Below are 16,235 nucleotides of genomic sequence, written 5' to 3'. Positions count from 1 at the left end.
AATGAGAAAAATAAAAAACATATTTAAAATTTCTGTATTATCTATAGGAATGCTTTTCATGAATTCATGTGAAGACCAATTAGAGATACTACCGAACTCTAATGTAATTGCCGATGTTGCATTTACATCTGTAGACGATTTACAACTGGCTTTAAACGGTTTATACTTAACCCATAACACAGCACCTATTGAATTTAACTCAATATTTTCTGATAATGCAAGAATAGGTATAGACAATGGAGGTCAAGATTTACAACTATTAAACTTCCTATTAAACCCATCTGATGGTATTGTAGGAAATATGTGGACCTCTAGATATTTAATGGTAAACAGGGCATCTAGAATTATAGAAGCATCTGAAATCATTGAATTTGATGCTAGTGAAAGAGCTAGAGTAAATGATATCCTAGGACAAGCATATGCATTAAGAGCTTTAGGTCATTTTGAACTTTTCCAATATTTCACACCTGATTACAACAATGGTGATGGTTTGTCTGTACCTGCAGTTGATTTTGTAGTAACTACAGAAAATTTACCAAGAAATACTGTAGATGAAGTAATGACTTTGATAGATGCAGATTTAGCAACATCTTCTTCATTATTAGACAACTCTAGAACAGATAATATCTTTATTACACAAGATTTCATAACTGCTTTACGTGCAAGAAAAGCGCTTTTTACAGGAGAATACGCTACTGCATTAACAGAGGCAAACAAATTGATTGCAAAATACCCTTTAGCAAACCAACTACAATATGAAGATATGTGGTTTGATGCGGATGAAACAGAAGTAATCTTTAAATTTGCAAGAGTACAAGGAAACGCCGGAGTTGGATTTATATGGCACTTTGGTGGTGGTGGTCCAACTATAGAAATGTCTAAAGAACTTTTTGACATACTTGACGCGAACCAAGATGATATAAGATACATTTCTCTTTTAAATGATGAAAGATTAAGTGAGGACGTATATTTAATTGGAAAGTATCCAAGATTACCAGGTTTAGAGTTTTTAAGAGATATCAAAATCTTTAGAGTTTCTGAAATGCACTTAATAAAAGCTGAAGCAGAAGTTAGAGCTAATAACTTTGCAGCTGCAGCAGGAACTTTAAAAATGATTAGAGATGCAAGATTTGGACAAGCAACTGTGGCTCCAAATATTACCGATGTAAATAGTGGTTTAGATTTTATCTTTGAAGAAAGAAGATTAGAATTAGCATACGAAGGGCACAGATGGTTAGATCATAAAAGATTAGGTAGAAATATTGAAAGAATTGCCGATGACTGTAATAATTTAGACAATGCTTGTGTGCTACCAAGTAGTAGTGAAAGATTTACTTTTCCTATTCCTGTAGTAGAAATAAATGCTAATGAGAATATGGTTCAAAATCCCGGTTATTAATAATAAAAATATAAAAAATGAAAAAAATATCTAATAATTTAATATGTTGCTTAACAGCTGTACTATTGCTAGTTGGCTGTGGAGAACGTGAAGAGGTAGTTTTTGATGCAGTAAATGGTCAGACATTGGTTGCGTTTTCTAGAACTACAGCTGAGCTACAAATTGCAATTGGTGCCACAGGTACCTTAGAGCTTCCTGTAAGCGTTACTACACAATCTGAAATAGATAGAACTTTTGAAGTAAGTGTTGTAGCAGAAGAGTCTACAGCTAGTGTTACTAGCTATACTGTAAACCCTATTGTAATACCTGCGAATTCTTTCATAGGCTCTATTACAATAGACGGTGTAGATGACATGAATATAACTACTACTCCTGAGAAACTAGTTCTTAAAATTACAGAAGTTGAAGGTATAGTTCCAGGAGGTAATTTAGAAATTGATGTTTTACAGATTTGCCCTGTGGCAGAAACATTATTTGTTGGAGAATATACTGTTACCACAATAAGCCCAGGAGTATTTGGCGCATCTACATATGGTGGAAATGGTAATGTGGTTACTTTAGCAATTGATGAAAGTAATCCTTTAGGAAGAACATTTACTGCAAACTATTTTGAAGACGGAAGATTCCCAAGAACCTTTGAGTTTGCTCTTGTTTGTAATGAGGTCCTAGTACCTTTCCAAGATCACTTAGTTGGTTGTGGTGGTAATGATGTGAATTTAAATACAGGACCTTCTACAACCGGTAATGGAACTTATAATGTTGAAGACGATTCTTCATTTACAATTAAGTTAACTGATAATGTAGATTCTGATTGTGGTGGAGCACCTGTACAAGCTGAATATTTATTTACAAAGAATTAATATTATTTAAATTTATAATTACAAAAAGCCATCTCTTTTTAAGAGGTGGCTTTTTTATTGGGTAAAACTTAATTATAATTCATATTATATACAGACCTAATATTTTTAATTTACATTTGCAAAATGATGGATAAAGAAATTACAAATATCTTTGGAATTAGAGCAATTATAGAGGCTATAGAAAGTGGTTCTACTATAAATAAAATATACCTACAAAAGGGTTTACGAGGTAATTTATATTATGAGTTAGATAAACTTATTAAACAAAACAAATTGGCTACTAGTCTAGTACCAATAGAAAAGTTAAACCGTCTTTCTAAGAATAATAACCACCAAGGTGCAGTTGCTCAAATATCTCCTATTGAATTTCATGATTTAGAGACGTTAATAGAAACTACTATCGGAGCAAAAAAAACACCACTGTTTCTATTATTAGACCAATTGTCTGATGTACGTAACTTTGGCGCAATTATAAGAACAGCAGAATGTACGGGTGTTAACGGCATTGTTATTCAAAAAAATGGTAGTGCTCCTGTAAATGCAGAAACCATAAAAACATCTGCAGGCGCCGCCTTTAAAATACCAATTTGTAAAGTAGACCATATAAAAGATGCCATTTTTCTAATGCAAGCATCAGATATAAAAACAGTTGCAGCTACGGAAAAAACCGAAGATTTAATTTATACAGTAGATTTAAAACAACCTACAGCAATTATTATGGGCTCTGAAGATAGAGGTGTAAATCCTTCCATTTTAAAAATGGTAGACAAAAAAGCAAAACTGCCTCTTTTAGGTGAAATTGGTTCTTTAAATGTTTCTGTTGCTTGTGGTGCTTTTCTTTATGAAACTGTGAGACAAAGAACTTAAAAAACGTACTTGTTAAGTACTTGCTACCTATTAAACATCCGCTACCTATTTAAAATAAATACCTTGTTAAATTCTTTGTGATTTTGTTAAAATTAAAATCAAGAACAATGAGTGCAATTAGATTAGGTGATGAAGCACTAAATTTTATAGCAAACTCTAGGGAAGGAAAAATTAATTTTCATAAATGGTTAGGAGAAAGTTGGGAATATTTTTTTTCACCCAGCAGACGATACACCTTTTTGTAATATAGTATTAGGTCCTGTTCACAAATATAAACCAGTATTTGACAAAAGAAATGTAAAAACTATTGCATTAAGTGTAGAAGGTCTTACTTCTCACAAAGGATGGATAAGAGATATAAACGAAACACAAAATACTTCTGTAGAATTTCCAATTATTGCAGATAAAGATAAAAGAGTTTCAGAATTATATGACATGATACATCCTTATGCAAATAATAATTTAGCGGTAAGATCTGTGTTTATTATTGATCTTAATAAAAAGGTGAAATTAATTATAGTATACCCAGCATCTACAGGTCGAAATTTTGATGCATCATTAAGAGCCATAGATTCTTTGCAATTAACAGCTTATCATAAAGTAGCTACCCCTGCCAATTGGAAAAATGGAGACAATTGTGTAATTGTGCCTGCTGTAAGTAATGCACAAATACCTGAATTGTTTCCTAAAGGACATAAAGAAGTAAAACCGTATTTGAGAGTTACACCTCAGCCCAATTTATAATACAAAATGAGTTCAAATTTGTGATTTAGACTCATTTTCATTTGCTATTTCTTCTATAATAGGTGGATTAAAGTTACCATTATCATCAAACATTAAATCAAATTCTGTTTTTGTAAATTGATGTTCTTCTTTAACAATGCCCTGTTTTCTATATAAAAAAGCAAAAAGCAAACCTATTAGAAAACCAGATAAGTGCCCTTCCCAAGACATACCTTGTTTAATTGGTAACACATACCAAATCATACTTCCGTATAAAAAGATAATAATTAGTGAAAGCGCTACTAAACGATAATGCTTTCTTATTAAACCACTAAAAAAAACAAAACTAAACAGCAAATAAACCACTCCACTTGCACCAATATGATAATTATATCTAGCAATACACCAAGTTAATAAACCTGCTAAAAGTGCACCATAACACAATACCTTTAAAGCTACATTTTTATAAAAAGTAAAAAGACTGGCTAATAAAACAAATAACGGAACTGAGTTATTGAATAAATGGCTTGTATCACTATGAATAAAATGGGTAAAAAACACACCTCTTAAACCAAAAAACGTTCTTGGATATACGCCATACTTATTAAAATTAAAACCAAACTGAATTTCTACCCAATAAATTAACCAGATACCCACAACATAAATTGTAGGTATAACGAAAATACTTTTAGATATTTTTATTTCAGTTTCTTGTTGCATACTACAATTATAAACAAATATATTACCAAATTAAAAAACTGACACTTCTGTCATTAAACTTTATTATTTTTACAGCATGAATGCACCTTTGGCAGAAAGAATTCGTCCTAAAACATTAGAAGACTATATTAGTCAGCAACATTTGGTTGGTAAAAACGGAGTATTAACCCAATTAATTAAAAAGGGAATTATACCTTCACTAATTCTTTGGGGACCACCAGGAATTGGCAAAACTACTTTAGCAAATATAATTGCTACTGAAAGTAAAAGACCATTTTATACTTTAAGCGCAATAAGTTCTGGGGTTAAAGATGTAAGGGAAGTAATTGAGAAGGCAAAAAAAAGTGGTGGTCTTTTTACGGCTAAAAACCCTATTCTATTTATAGATGAAATACATAGATTTAGTAAATCGCAACAAGATTCCTTATTAGGTGCAGTAGAAAAGGGTTGGGTAACCTTAATAGGTGCAACCACAGAAAACCCCAGTTTTGAAGTAATACCTGCCCTACTCTCTAGATGCCAAGTTTATATTTTAAATTCGTTTGATAAAACTGATTTAATTGCATTATTAGAAAGAGCCATTAGAGAAGACAAAATATTATCAACAAAAAAAATTCAATTAAAAGAAACAGCGGCTTTATTACAAGTTTCTGGTGGAGATGCTAGAAAACTATTAAATATTTTCGAATTGCTTGTTTCTGCAGATGATACTGTTGAAATTACCAATAAATTGGTATTGGCTAAAATACAAGAAAGCACTGCTAGATATGATAAAACCGGCGAAAAGCATTATGACATTATTTCTGCATTTATAAAATCGATAAGAGGAAGTGACCCTAATGCTGCCGTATATTGGCTAGCTAGAATGATAGAAGGTGGTGAAGACGTGAAATTTATTGCTAGAAGGTTGTTGATTTTAGCTTCTGAAGATATAGGTAATGCAAATCCAACTGCATTAATATTGGCAAATAACACTTTTCAAGCAGTTAGCGTTATTGGTAATCCTGAATCTAGAATAATATTAAGTCAGTGTGCTATTTACTTAGCAAATTGTCAAAAAAGTAACGCTTCTTACTTGGCTATTGGAGCAGCGCAAAATTTAGTAAAACAAACGGGCGATTTAGCTGTACCACTTGCACTAAGAAATGCGCCCACTAAATTAATGAAAGACTTAGAATATGGTAAAGACTACCAATATGCTCATAACTATACAAATAATTTTATAGCACAAGAATTTTTACCAAAAGAAATCTCTGGCAGTAAATTATACGAACCAGGAGAAAACACAAGAGAAAATCAATTTAAAGAGATCCTAAAAAAACGTTGGAAAAGCAAGTATGATTATTAAAATTTAATTTTGTGCTGCTCTGTTTTTAATTCACCATTTTTATAATATTCTGCCACCCAAATATTACCTTTTTTATATAGGATACCGTTTTTACCTCTAATGATATACAAGTCTTTTGTATTTGTTTCTAATAGCCTAAAAACAATTGCTGGTTTATCATTTATCAATTGAAAACCATTTTCTGTTGGTTGCGCGTATAACCTAGTTTGTTTAGCTAAAAGTGCCGCGTCTTTATTTGTATTTGAATTCGCAGCAACTATAGGTTGTTCTTTTTTTAGAGGTCTCTTAACCTCTGCTACATTTATGACTTCCTTATTAAACGGAATTTGCTCAGTTTTATCTAATCCAGCGTATCTTAATTCTTGCATGGTATTATGCGCATTCCTTATCGCTTCTTGGTAACTTTTACTGTACATTTTCTCTTTACTTTCACCAAACTTAGATGTAAAGACTCTGTTATTATAACAATCTGTTAAAATAATATTTACTTTAGTTCTAAACATAGAAGATTCTTTAATAACGTCTGCTAGCAAAGCATTGCACGGTTCTTCTAATAAAGTTTTTGGTAAATTATCCGACTCTAAAAATACGGTAAATCCATTCTTTTTTAATAAAAACTTGGTTAAAGAACTGGTTCTGTATTTGTCTTTATCTTTAAAAAAAGACAATTTATCTTTTACTATGATATATTGATAATTGTTTACTTGCTTTTTTTGTGCTAAACTAAATAACGCATAAAAGCATAAAAAAGAAGTGAATAGTATTTTTTTCATTTTAATTGAATATTAAGTTAAAACCAAATTGTAATGACACACTGTTTGCCGAAGAAAGGTCTGATAGTGCTGTTATATTATCTAAGATTCCATAAAAATTAAGCTTCCATATTTGCGCTGAAACTCCTAAACCAATGTTTGTGTATGAATAATCATCTACAGTATAAGTTAATTTGGCACGCAAGTTATTAGAAAATGCTTTTTCGTAAAACCCTGTAAACGCTATTTGAGGTGCTAGTGGTCTAAAAACCGAAAATAATTGCGCGCCAAAGGCATCTGTGTAATAATTATTTTGGTTATTATTGTAACAAACTTTGCTTCTTCGTTTACCAAAACTATATTTAACTGCCGTAAATAATTTTGCAGGTCTCAGAGAAACGTAGCCTTCTTCATTTTTTTCAGTATCTAATTGCTCTTTAAACACTTCATCTAACTCATCCCAATAATTGATATTTTCACCATTGAATTTTAAATCAATTCCGTCAAAAATAAAATCACCTTGAGTAACTGTATTGTCTATATTTTTATTATAGTTTATAAAGCCAAAATCTATTAAACTCCCAGAAAACTGTAATTGAGGGTTAACTTTATATGAAAATCCAACATCTACTCCTAAACCCAAATTCCCGGCTAAAAACGTATTTTTTAAATAGGTACTTGGTTCTCTTATAAATTCATTATTTTCAACAATACCCGCAGTTCTAAAGTTTACATTTAAATTTTGAAACCTGTGCGTAAAAATATTATTTTCACCCAAATTTGTTGTAATTGTACCTGTATTATTTCTAGATTCTAAGTTTACTGCAGAAGAATACAATTTAACCCTACCTCCTACTATTAACTTTTCGTTCACTTTTCTAGAAATACCAGCATGAATAACTCCTATAAGATCTACTTTATATAGTAATTGCGAAGCGCTAAAACTTCTATTTAAAAACGGTTGGTTACCCTTTCTGGCTAAATCTAAAACATCTTTTGGAAAATAACCTATAGCATCTAACTCCTGATAAAAACCAAAGCTGATATAATTTTTACGATCTACTCTAAAACCACCACTTAAAACTTCTATTTGTGTGTTTATTTTAATGTGATCTCTTGCGTCTGTATTTTGAATAAAGTTTGTGATTTTATCATTAATATTAACATTATCTGCAGCAAAAATATCTGATAACACAAAATTAGTAGCACCAATATCTGCAGATAAACCTGATAAAAGTGGAAGGCCAATATGCATATTATAGTTTACATCTGCTCCTGGATTTAATAATAAGGTTTGTGGCAATGCTGCAAAATCATATAAAGCAGGCCTATTTTGAGAAATACAAACAAAGTTTAAAAAGCATATAAATAATAACGTTATTTGTTTCATTCTAAATAGAAGTTTCTAAATGAACAGTTACCGCAGATTTTAATTCTAAGAAACCAGAATCTAAATTATCTATTGGTAAAGAAGTATTACCCAAACGAACACTGAGTAATACTTGAGTAACATTAATTATATTAGGGTTTTGCTGAATTGTTATAATTTCTTCTTGCTTAAAATCTATATTATTTGCAACAATATTTAATTCTTGAAATTCATGAATTGTGTTATCATCATCATCTAACAAAGTAATTTGAAGGTTAAAATCTCTATTAAACTGATTTACAAGTTCAAAATTAAATCCAAGTTGCGTTAAATTATCTCTTATAAAACTATTTTCAAAAACACGAAACTCTGTAAGTTCTTCTATTTCATTAGCACTACTTATACCTATAAAAGTATCTAGAGCCTCTGCTTCTAGTGCAAAAGAAACAAGGGCTACACTAAATACTGGTGCAACTTCATAATCATTTATCTGTTCAAAATCTAATGTCTGAGAACAGGATAATAAAAAAATTGAAAATATTAAATAACTTGTTTTTTTAAAAATGCTCATCTTTTATTTGTACCCTAAAAACGTAACCAAGTCTAAAGATATTGTTTTAATTGTAATAGACTATTAATGCTAGTAATGTTTTTATCAGTTGGTGTAAAATTATCGAACACACAATGTATGGCTTTTAAACCAATATTCATAGCACCTTTTATATCTGCTTCTAAACTATCTCCAATCATTATAGCATTGTTAGTTTTTGCGTTGGCAACTTCTAATGCATAATTAAAAACTTTAGGGTTTGGCTTTTTTACACCTACAGATTCTGAGGTAATAACTGCTTTAAAATAATGATCAATTTTAGAATTCTTCATTTTTTTACTTTGAATTTCTGCGAAGCCGTTTGTAATAATATGCAAAGTATACTTTGGTTTTAAATACTCAAGTATCTCTATAGTGCCTTCAAATAAATGATTAAAGTTTGATAAATTATCTATATATGCATCTGCAATTTTGTTTATTAAATTATCTTCAATTGTGTAATTTACAGCATCAAAAGCACTTTTTAAACGTTCATAACGCAATACTTCTTTCGTTATTTTTTCGTCTCTATAAAGTCTCCAATATTTTAAATTTAAAGGAACATAAATCTTAAGAAAATCTTCAATGGGTATATCAATATCATTTTCTTTAAATATTTTTTTAAAAGTAAGTGCAGAATTTTTTTCAAAATCCCAAAGTGTATGATCTAAATCAAAAAAAACGTGTTCTATCTTCATCTGCTAAAAGTATTACTTTTTAAGAATAAAGTAAGACATTCTGCGTTATATTTGCGTTAACCAAAACTACTTTTATTTGCACAAAAAACTAAACGTCTTATTTTTATGTGGCTGGTATCCTTCTAAAATATTGCCTACTAATGGAGATTTTATTCAGAGGCATGCAGAGGCAGTTGCGCTAAATAATAATGTATTTGTTTTGCATATTATCTCTAAAAATAACGCCAATAAAAAAACAACATTTACAAGCGAAACTGTTAATGGAGTACGCGCAAATATTGCATACATACCTTCTACTAAAAACCCGTTTTTAAAGTTCTTTTATTTTACCATGGCCTTTAAAAAACTTTTAAAGAATATTGGTAATTTTGATGTAGTGCACCTAAATGAAATTTATCCTTTTGGTATTTTTAGCCTTTATCTAAAATGGTTTCAAAAAAAGAAATACATTATTACAGAGCATTTTACAGGCTATTACAAAACTGAAAATATTTCTTTTTTTAAAAAGAAAATATGCCAAATAATTACGAGTAACAGTAGTTTTATTTGCCCTGTTTCTAAAGAATTAGAACAAAAACTAAAACAATTACATTTTAAAGGGAATTATAAAATTGTACCAAATGTTGTAGATACTAATTTATTTAAAGTTGGAGTTAAAAAACATGATTTCTTAAGATTAGTACATGTTTCTAGTTTAAAAAACAGTCATAAAAACATTAAAGGAATGCTGCGTGTTGCAAAACTTTTAGATGACAAATTAGAAAAATTTGAATGGAATTTTATTGGCAATAATGGAGAAGAATACAAAAATTTAGTAAGCGATTTAAATCTAAAAAATGGTGAAATTATTTTTTTAGAACACATTTCACAAAAAGCCTTGGTAAAGCATCTACAAGCGGCCTCAATTTGTATTTCTTTTAGTAATTTTGAAACTTTTGGCATTGTTATTCCTGAAGCTATTGCTTGTGGCACGCCTGTAATTAGCACAAAAACAGGAATTGCTTTAGATTTACAGGCCAAAGATTATTGCGAAGTTATTGCTATTAAGGATGAAAATGCATTATTAAAATCAATTTTAAACGCAGGACAAACATTTAAAAACATTGACGCCACAAAAATGCATTTGTTTATAAAAAAGCATTTTGAACAACAGGTTGTTTGTAAAAGCTTTACAGAATTGTATAAAAATCTGATACCATAAAAAATTGAAACTAATAAAATCTTTTATTCAGAATTTTTTAAAAAGAAAAGGCGGACATGTCTTTTTTGCTACTATCATTAGTAGAGTATTGTCTTTTTTAGCAGCTCTCTTTGCTTTAAAATTAATACCTAATAAAGAGTTGGGCGAAGTGCTTTTTGCGTACAATATTATACTATTTGTTTTACCTGTAAGCGGTTTAGGCTTACACCAAAGTTTTATAAGATATGGCGCGCTCTTAAATACACCTAACGAAAAAAACAACTTACTGGTCTATGTATTAAAAAAAGGAGTATTAGTTTCTGCATTTTTAATATTGCTAATTTCTATAATTAGCTATTTTATTAATTTTCAGTTTCCAAAAACAAAACTTTACTTAGTTTTATTATCTTTTTTAATAATACCCGCTTTTTTACTAGAGTTGATTAAAGCACAACTCCGTTTAAACCATAACAACAAAAAATTTGCCTATGTAGAAATTATACAAAGTATTTTGTTAGTTACAACTGTTGTAATTTTAAGTTATTTTTTTGAAGAATTGGGCTATGCTTTAGCTTTAGTTATTGCACCCATTTTAACTTCAATTTTATTTATAAATAAAATAAATATCAATTTTAAAGTACACGAAAAACTAGCTATAATTAATTTGAAATTTTGGAAATATGGCTTTTTTGCTAGTTTATCTAACGTAGTAACTCAACTGCTATTTGTAATAGATATACTGCTTATTGGTTACTTAATGATGAATACAGAAATGGTAACCAACTACAGGTATGTTTCTATAATTCCGTTTAGTTTATTGTTTTTACCACGCGTTTTTATGGCTACAGATTTTGTGGCTTTCACAGAAAAAATCTACGATAAATTATATATTTACAAGTATATAAAAAGCTATATGTTACTTTTTTTTGGCATTAGTATTGGCCTGCTCCTCTTTTCTTTTTTCTTTGGAAAAAAAATCATCTATCTTCTAGACCCAAATTTTATAATTTATACGGATACTTTTTTAATTTTAATGCTAGGTGTAACGGGTATCTTTATTTTTAGAGGTCTTTTTGGCAACCTACTTTCTTCTATAGGTAAAGCTCATATTAACTATTATATAGCTACTATTGCATTACTTTTTAATGTATTGAGCAATTATTATTTAATACCAAAATTAGGTATTAAAGGTGCTGCCATAACATCATCAATTTTAATGTGGTTTACTGGAATTTTATCTGCAATTTGGTTTTATTCACTTTATAAAAAAGTTCTTTTAAAGCAAGAATAAAGTTCTTCTTTAGCACCAAAACTTCTATAAAACTTTCCAATACTTGGTTTGTTTCCTCCTTCAAAATCGAATATTATTCCTGTTTTTTCATATTTTTTAAGAATCGATGAAATTAAAAAACTAGAAGCCTGAAAAGTTCTACCTTTATCTGAAAACGCAGCAAATAAATAGGTAATGCTATTGTTACTTTTTATAAATAAACCTCCTCCTAGTAATAAGCCTTCTTTAAAAACACCTAAAACTTCAGATTTGCTATTCTCTAAACAATAATTCTCTAAATCTTTTAAAATATTCTTTGCAATTTTATAATCGTAATTCTTAGTATAAATCTCTAATAATTTATCTAAAGTTATAGGTAAAACCTCTAGTTGATTTTTCTCAGCTACTTTAATGGCGTGTTTCCTTCCTTTAGAAAACGTTTTTTTTATTTCTAAATAACTCTTATCCAAAACAATAATATGATTTTTCAAAATCGTTAATTGCTTTAAAGAAGTATCTTTTACGTTTAAATTTAAGGTAACTTTTAAAAATGATTTGGGTATTTTATTTAAGAACTCTAAAATATCAGCTTTAGCTATTTTTTCCGGAGAAAAAACACCTAATTGCTGGCTAAAATCTGGCTGCGTACTATATTTAATTCCGTATTTTTTTTTCCAAGGAATTGGCATTACCGCTTTATAATCTTCTAAAACCAAAACATCCCAATGATCTGCAACAATATCTAAATACCAAGAAAAAGCGTATACCTTAGATTGCAATGCTTTTTCTACACATTTATTATACTTAATGGTATCTAAATCTTGTCTTTTAATATATTCAATCATCTTATGAAGTGGCTATTTTAAGCATAGACTCATACAATCTGCGCCAACCTTTCCAACGCAAATGGTCGCTTAAACTTTCATTATGAAACAAAGTAATAAAAACACCATTAACCGCTTTTACTTCGTTTTTTAAATCTCTAATTTTACCTAAAGATTGTTTTGGTGTAATTTTTAAATAATCATTTAAAGTAGTATCCATTACTGCAAAGGGAAACACTTTTAATGGGGTTTGAATTTCAAAATCTAAATCGTAAAAATAGAAAGGTGTGCAAGTACTTGCTCTAAAACCAACATTACTGGCATACCCCATAGAATAATCTTCTGCTATTTCTAAATCTATTAAATTTTGATAGGTTTCCGGCAAATTAAAACGCAAATAATGCTGCCTAGATCTTTTAACAGGAAAATTTGTAATACTTTCTAAACGTTCTTTTTCTTTTTTTAGCATGCCTACATTTTGCATCGTAAAATAAGAGGGATGTAGACCTACTTTTGCATAGTCAACCAAATTTTTAATTAGTAATTTGTATTTGGTTTTTGATGCTGAAATATTGGTATCAAAAGTAGTATAATCTCCAATAGAACAAAAAAACAAGGTATTGATATTGTATTTTTTTTGTCCTTCTAATATTTTTGAAAACGTATCAAAAGGATCTTTTTTAATTCTTAAAATTACCGCTAATCTATATCCAATAGTTAACAAACGAAACTTAAAAATATCATTTGCAAAACCACCTAAAGTTCTTATTAAACTTTTGTATTTATAGGCAAAGGCATTGTCTATATCTATAGTTGATAAAAATGAATATTCCCGCTTTTCTACAATTAAATCTGGAAATTTTTCTTGTAATTTTTCTAGTAGTTTATATGCCCAAATATCTACCACAGGTTTTTCTAAAAAACCATTTTTATAAGCCAAACTTTCGGCTGCTGTATATCTAGAATACCCATCTTTTACATGAGGTAAATATTCTTCATATCTAGAAATTAAGTAAAAACTAGCTGCAAAAATATCAAAAGGAATAGAAGATTTTGCACCTGCCACAAAAAAGCAAGGAACATTGTCCCATTTTTGAATATTTATCTCTAAATCATTCACACCTTGCTCAAATAATAAGGCATTACTTTTTACAAAAAACTCATTACCCAGAGCTGTTTTTGTATAGGTAATTTTAGGCCCATCATAAGCCACAAACTCTTCCACTTTAGTGGTAAAACTTACATTTATTAAAAGAATTCTTGTAAATATATGCTTAAAAATATAGCGAAATCTAGGTGTTATTTTATGCGTGTAAATTAATATCATTTTACTTTAGTTGGCAGGTTTCCAATAGAATTTCTGTTCGGTACTTAAATTTTAAATCTTTTATAAAATTCCTTCGTCTGCAAAGCTAAAATAAGCTTTTTCGGTGATTATTAAATGATCTAAAAGTTTAATATCTAAAGTAACACCTGCTTCTTTTATTTTTTGGGTAACTTGCTTATCTGCCATGCTTGGTTTTAATTTTCCTGAAGGATGATTATGACAAACAATTATACCTACACAAGCCAATTCTAAAGCTCTTTTAAACAACAAACGTACATCTACAATTGTAGCGGTTAAACCTCCTTTGCTTATTTGATATTTAGATAGAACTTTGTTTGAATTGTTTAAAAATAGCACCCAAAACTCTTCATGTTCTAAATCTGCAATAACAGGTTGCATTAAATTAAAAACAGCTGTACTACTTGTAATTTTAGGTTTTTCTAAAGCCGTTTCTAGCTGCCTTCTTTTCCCTAATTCTAGTGCTGTAATAATTGCTATGGCTTTTGCCTCTCCTATTCCTTTAAAAATACTTAAATTTTCTACAGATAATCTGGCAAGCTCATTTATATTTCCGTTTACAGATTGTAAAATTCTTTTAGCCAAAGCTACTGCACTCTCATCTCTATTACCAGAGCCAATGAGTATGGCTATTAATTCTGCGTCAGACAAGGCTGTTTTACCTTTTGCAATTAATTTTTCTCTTGGCCTATCATCTAAAGCCCAAGATTTAATGGTTAATTTTACTTCCTTTTCCATTTTTTAAAAATACAAAAAACAACTTACTTTAGGTAAAGTGATAAAAAACTGAAATTAAACATATAAAGTGCTGGTTCTAATTAAAATGTAGTCCTAATTTTTAATTTAGTAAAATTAAAATTTCTTGCCCCAGTAATTCCTTTGGTTATTTTTTTGTGGAGATAACTTCTTATATCTTTGCAAATTATTGGCTATTTATTAAATTATGAAGATTATTATAGCGGGTGCAGGAGACGTAGGTTTCCATTTGGCAAAATTACTTTCTTACGAGTCTCAAGATACTTTTATTATTGATACTGATGGAGAGAAGCTAAATTACATTAACAATCATTTAGATGTAATTACAAAAAAAGGAGATGCAACATCTATAAAATTACTTAAAGAAATTGGTGTAGATTCTGTAGATCTGCTAATTGCTGTAACTGAAAGTCAAAATACAAACTTTACCATTTCTGTAATTGGGAAATCTTTAGGCGCAAAAAAAACAATTGCAAGAATTGATAATCCTGAATTTTTAAACGAGTGTGAAGTAGATTTTAAGCAATTTGGTTTAGATTTTATGATTTCTCCGCAAGAATTAGCGGCTAATGAAATTAAAATGTTACTCAACCAATCTTCATTTAACGATACTGTTTCTTTTGAAAGTGGAAAATTTAATGTAATGGGAACCTCTTTGGGTTACAAATCTCCGCTACTTAATTTAACTGTAAAAGAAGGTAAACAAAAATTTGCAAATGTAGATTTTACTACCATTGCTATTAAAAGAGATAATATAGCGCAAACTATTATTCCTAGAGGAGATACTAAATATCAATTAGACGATCAAGTTTATTTTTCTGTACCTAATTATCACGTAAAAGAGTTGTACCCAATTATTGGTAAAAAACAATTCAATATAAAAAATGTAATTATTTTAGGCGGAAGTAGTATTGGAGAAAAAACGGCTAGAAACCTCTGCAAAGATAATTTTAAGGTTAAATTGATTGAAAAAAATAGAGAAAAAGCAGAAATTCTTGCAGATACACTAAGCCATGCCCTAGTTATAAATGGAGATGGTAGAGATTTAGAACTTTTAGAAGAAGAAAACATTAGAGAAACGGATGCTTTTATTGCAGTAACCAATAACTCTGAAACCAACATAATGTCTTGTTTGGTAGCAAAATCTAAAGGTGTTAAAAAAACAATTGCGTTGGTAGAAAATATGGATTACATAGATATTTCGCAAACCATTGGTATAGAATCTCTAATTAATAAAAAATTAATTGCAGCTAGTAATATTTTTAGACACATAAGAAAAGGTGAAATTTTAGCTTTAGCCAACTTACATAATATAGATGCAGAAGTATTTGAATTTGAAGTAAGACAAAATGCAAAGGTTACTAAAAAACCAATTAGAGACTTAAATTTTCCTAGAGAAGCCGTTTTTGGGGGAATTATTAGAGATGGCAAACCTTTAATTACCTCTGGAAGTATGCAAATAAAAGATGGTGATAAAGTAATTGTATTTTGTTTACCAGAAGCTATAGAAACTGTAGAAAGCCTATTTAGATAAA

Annotated in this window: 15 protein-coding genes and 1 pseudogene; 8 read left to right on the top strand and 8 right to left on the bottom strand. The window is 29.5% G+C overall.

The genetic code is table 11. The features are described from left to right. Position 1 precedes the first annotated feature (1 nt). The 4 genes and pseudogenes from Q0684_RS01290 (at position 2) to Q0684_RS01275 (ending at position 3,870) form a co-directional block, all read left to right on the top strand. Complete coding sequence (locus Q0684_RS01290; protein WP_299012233.1) at positions 2–1,399, top strand: RagB/SusD family nutrient uptake outer membrane protein; 1,398 nt, start codon at positions 2–4, stop codon at positions 1,397–1,399. Positions 1,400–1,416: 17 nt separating this feature from the next. Further along, complete coding sequence (locus Q0684_RS01285; RefSeq protein WP_299012232.1) at positions 1,417–2,259, top strand: hypothetical protein; 843 nt, start codon at positions 1,417–1,419, stop codon at positions 2,257–2,259. Positions 2,260–2,385: 126 nt separating this feature from the next. Beyond that, the gene (rlmB, locus tag Q0684_RS01280; RefSeq protein ID WP_299012468.1) at positions 2,386–3,126 is read left to right on the top strand and encodes a 23S rRNA (guanosine(2251)-2'-O)-methyltransferase RlmB; all 741 of its coding nucleotides are present in this window, start codon (positions 2,386–2,388) and stop codon (positions 3,124–3,126) included. 107 nt (positions 3,127–3,233) lie between these two features. After that, a pseudogene (locus Q0684_RS01275) lies at positions 3,234–3,870 on the top strand (peroxiredoxin). A 12-nt stretch (positions 3,871–3,882) separates the two neighbouring features. On the opposite strand, the gene Q0684_RS01270 reads toward Q0684_RS01275, so the two are convergent. Further along, on the bottom strand, positions 3,883–4,569 hold the full coding sequence (locus Q0684_RS01270) for a rhomboid family intramembrane serine protease (RefSeq protein ID WP_299012231.1): 687 nt from the start codon (positions 4,567–4,569) through the stop codon (positions 3,883–3,885). Between the two features lie 76 nt (positions 4,570–4,645). Here Q0684_RS01270 and Q0684_RS01265 point away from each other — a divergent pair, with 76 nt between their 5' ends. Next, complete coding sequence (locus Q0684_RS01265; RefSeq protein ID WP_299012230.1) at positions 4,646–5,917, top strand: replication-associated recombination protein A; 1,272 nt, start codon at positions 4,646–4,648, stop codon at positions 5,915–5,917. On the opposite strand, the gene Q0684_RS01260 is transcribed toward Q0684_RS01265, so the two are convergent. From Q0684_RS01260 to Q0684_RS01245, 4 genes are read right to left on the bottom strand one after another with little or no spacing between them, the layout of a single operon-like run. Beyond that, positions 5,914–6,690 (bottom strand): hypothetical protein, encoded by a 777-nt coding sequence (locus Q0684_RS01260; RefSeq protein ID WP_299012229.1) that lies wholly within the window; start codon positions 6,688–6,690, stop codon positions 5,914–5,916. The genes Q0684_RS01265 and Q0684_RS01260 overlap by 4 nt on opposite strands. A 1-nt stretch (position 6,691) precedes the next feature. Continuing rightward, the gene (locus tag Q0684_RS01255) at positions 6,692–8,059 is read right to left on the bottom strand and encodes a DUF5723 family protein (RefSeq protein WP_299012228.1); all 1,368 of its coding nucleotides are present in this window, start codon (positions 8,057–8,059) and stop codon (positions 6,692–6,694) included. Between the two features lies 1 nt (position 8,060). Beyond that, on the bottom strand, positions 8,061–8,609 hold the full coding sequence (locus Q0684_RS01250; RefSeq protein ID WP_299012227.1) for a hypothetical protein: 549 nt from the start codon (positions 8,607–8,609) through the stop codon (positions 8,061–8,063). A 32-nt stretch (positions 8,610–8,641) separates the two neighbouring features. Next, the gene (locus Q0684_RS01245) at positions 8,642–9,325 is read right to left on the bottom strand and encodes a YjjG family noncanonical pyrimidine nucleotidase (RefSeq protein ID WP_299012226.1); all 684 of its coding nucleotides are present in this window, start codon (positions 9,323–9,325) and stop codon (positions 8,642–8,644) included. Positions 9,326–9,401: 76 nt separating this feature from the next. On the opposite strand from Q0684_RS01245, the gene Q0684_RS01240 reads away from it, so the two are divergent. After that, on the top strand, positions 9,402–10,526 hold the full coding sequence (locus Q0684_RS01240; protein ID WP_299012225.1) for a glycosyltransferase family 4 protein: 1,125 nt from the start codon (positions 9,402–9,404) through the stop codon (positions 10,524–10,526). Between the two features lie 4 nt (positions 10,527–10,530). Further along, complete coding sequence (locus Q0684_RS01235) at positions 10,531–11,796, top strand: polysaccharide biosynthesis C-terminal domain-containing protein (protein WP_299012224.1); 1,266 nt, start codon at positions 10,531–10,533, stop codon at positions 11,794–11,796. Here the strand turns inward: Q0684_RS01235 and Q0684_RS01230 are convergent. The 3 genes from Q0684_RS01230 to radC are packed head-to-tail and all read right to left on the bottom strand — an operon-like array spanning position 11,766 to position 14,682. Continuing rightward, positions 11,766–12,620 carry a hypothetical protein gene (locus tag Q0684_RS01230; protein ID WP_299012223.1) on the bottom strand — a complete coding sequence of 285 codons (855 nt, stop codon included), beginning with the start codon at positions 12,618–12,620 and terminating at the stop codon, positions 11,766–11,768. The genes Q0684_RS01235 and Q0684_RS01230 overlap by 31 nt on opposite strands. Before the next feature lies 1 nt (position 12,621). Continuing rightward, positions 12,622–13,926, bottom strand: coding sequence for a polysaccharide deacetylase family protein (locus tag Q0684_RS01225; RefSeq protein WP_299012222.1), 1,305 nt, complete (start codon positions 13,924–13,926; stop codon positions 12,622–12,624). Positions 13,927–13,986: 60 nt separating this feature from the next. Beyond that, a complete protein-coding gene (gene radC, locus Q0684_RS01220; RefSeq protein WP_299012221.1) occupies positions 13,987–14,682 on the bottom strand; it encodes a DNA repair protein RadC in 696 nt (231 codons plus the stop codon). Between the two features lie 205 nt (positions 14,683–14,887). On the opposite strand from radC, the gene trkA reads away from it, so the two are divergent. Further along, positions 14,888–16,234, top strand: coding sequence for a Trk system potassium transporter TrkA (trkA, locus tag Q0684_RS01215; protein ID WP_299012220.1), 1,347 nt, complete (start codon positions 14,888–14,890; stop codon positions 16,232–16,234). The last annotated feature ends 1 nt before the right edge of the window (position 16,235 follow it).

Origin of the sequence: uncultured Polaribacter sp. (assembly GCF_947503875.1) — a bacterium.
Classification (GTDB): domain Bacteria; phylum Bacteroidota; class Bacteroidia; order Flavobacteriales; family Flavobacteriaceae; genus Polaribacter.
This window is presented reverse-complemented; position numbering and strand designations above follow the sequence as displayed.

What these genes read in the sequence shown, in the direction of transcription:
- Q0684_RS01290 (WP_299012233.1), top strand. Translation starts at nt 2, where the DNA reads ATGAGAAAAATAAAAAACATATTTAAAATTTCTGTATTATCTATAGGA.
- Q0684_RS01285 (WP_299012232.1), top strand. Translation starts at nt 1,417, where the DNA reads ATGAAAAAAATATCTAATAATTTAATATGTTGCTTAACAGCTGTACTA.
- rlmB (WP_299012468.1), top strand. Translation starts at nt 2,386, where the DNA reads ATGGATAAAGAAATTACAAATATCTTTGGAATTAGAGCAATTATAGAG.
- Q0684_RS01270 (WP_299012231.1), bottom strand. Translation starts at nt 4,569, where the DNA reads ATGCAACAAGAAACTGAAATAAAAATATCTAAAAGTATTTTCGTTATA.
- Q0684_RS01265 (WP_299012230.1), top strand. Translation starts at nt 4,646, where the DNA reads ATGAATGCACCTTTGGCAGAAAGAATTCGTCCTAAAACATTAGAAGAC.
- Q0684_RS01260 (WP_299012229.1), bottom strand. Translation starts at nt 6,690, where the DNA reads ATGAAAAAAATACTATTCACTTCTTTTTTATGCTTTTATGCGTTATTT.
- Q0684_RS01255 (WP_299012228.1), bottom strand. Translation starts at nt 8,059, where the DNA reads ATGAAACAAATAACGTTATTATTTATATGCTTTTTAAACTTTGTTTGT.
- Q0684_RS01250 (WP_299012227.1), bottom strand. Translation starts at nt 8,609, where the DNA reads ATGAGCATTTTTAAAAAAACAAGTTATTTAATATTTTCAATTTTTTTA.
- Q0684_RS01245 (WP_299012226.1), bottom strand. Translation starts at nt 9,325, where the DNA reads ATGAAGATAGAACACGTTTTTTTTGATTTAGATCATACACTTTGGGAT.
- Q0684_RS01230 (WP_299012223.1), bottom strand. Translation starts at nt 12,620, where the DNA reads ATGATTGAATATATTAAAAGACAAGATTTAGATACCATTAAGTATAAT.
- Q0684_RS01225 (WP_299012222.1), bottom strand. Translation starts at nt 13,926, where the DNA reads ATGATATTAATTTACACGCATAAAATAACACCTAGATTTCGCTATATT.
- radC (WP_299012221.1), bottom strand. Translation starts at nt 14,682, where the DNA reads ATGGAAAAGGAAGTAAAATTAACCATTAAATCTTGGGCTTTAGATGAT.
- trkA (WP_299012220.1), top strand. Translation starts at nt 14,888, where the DNA reads ATGAAGATTATTATAGCGGGTGCAGGAGACGTAGGTTTCCATTTGGCA.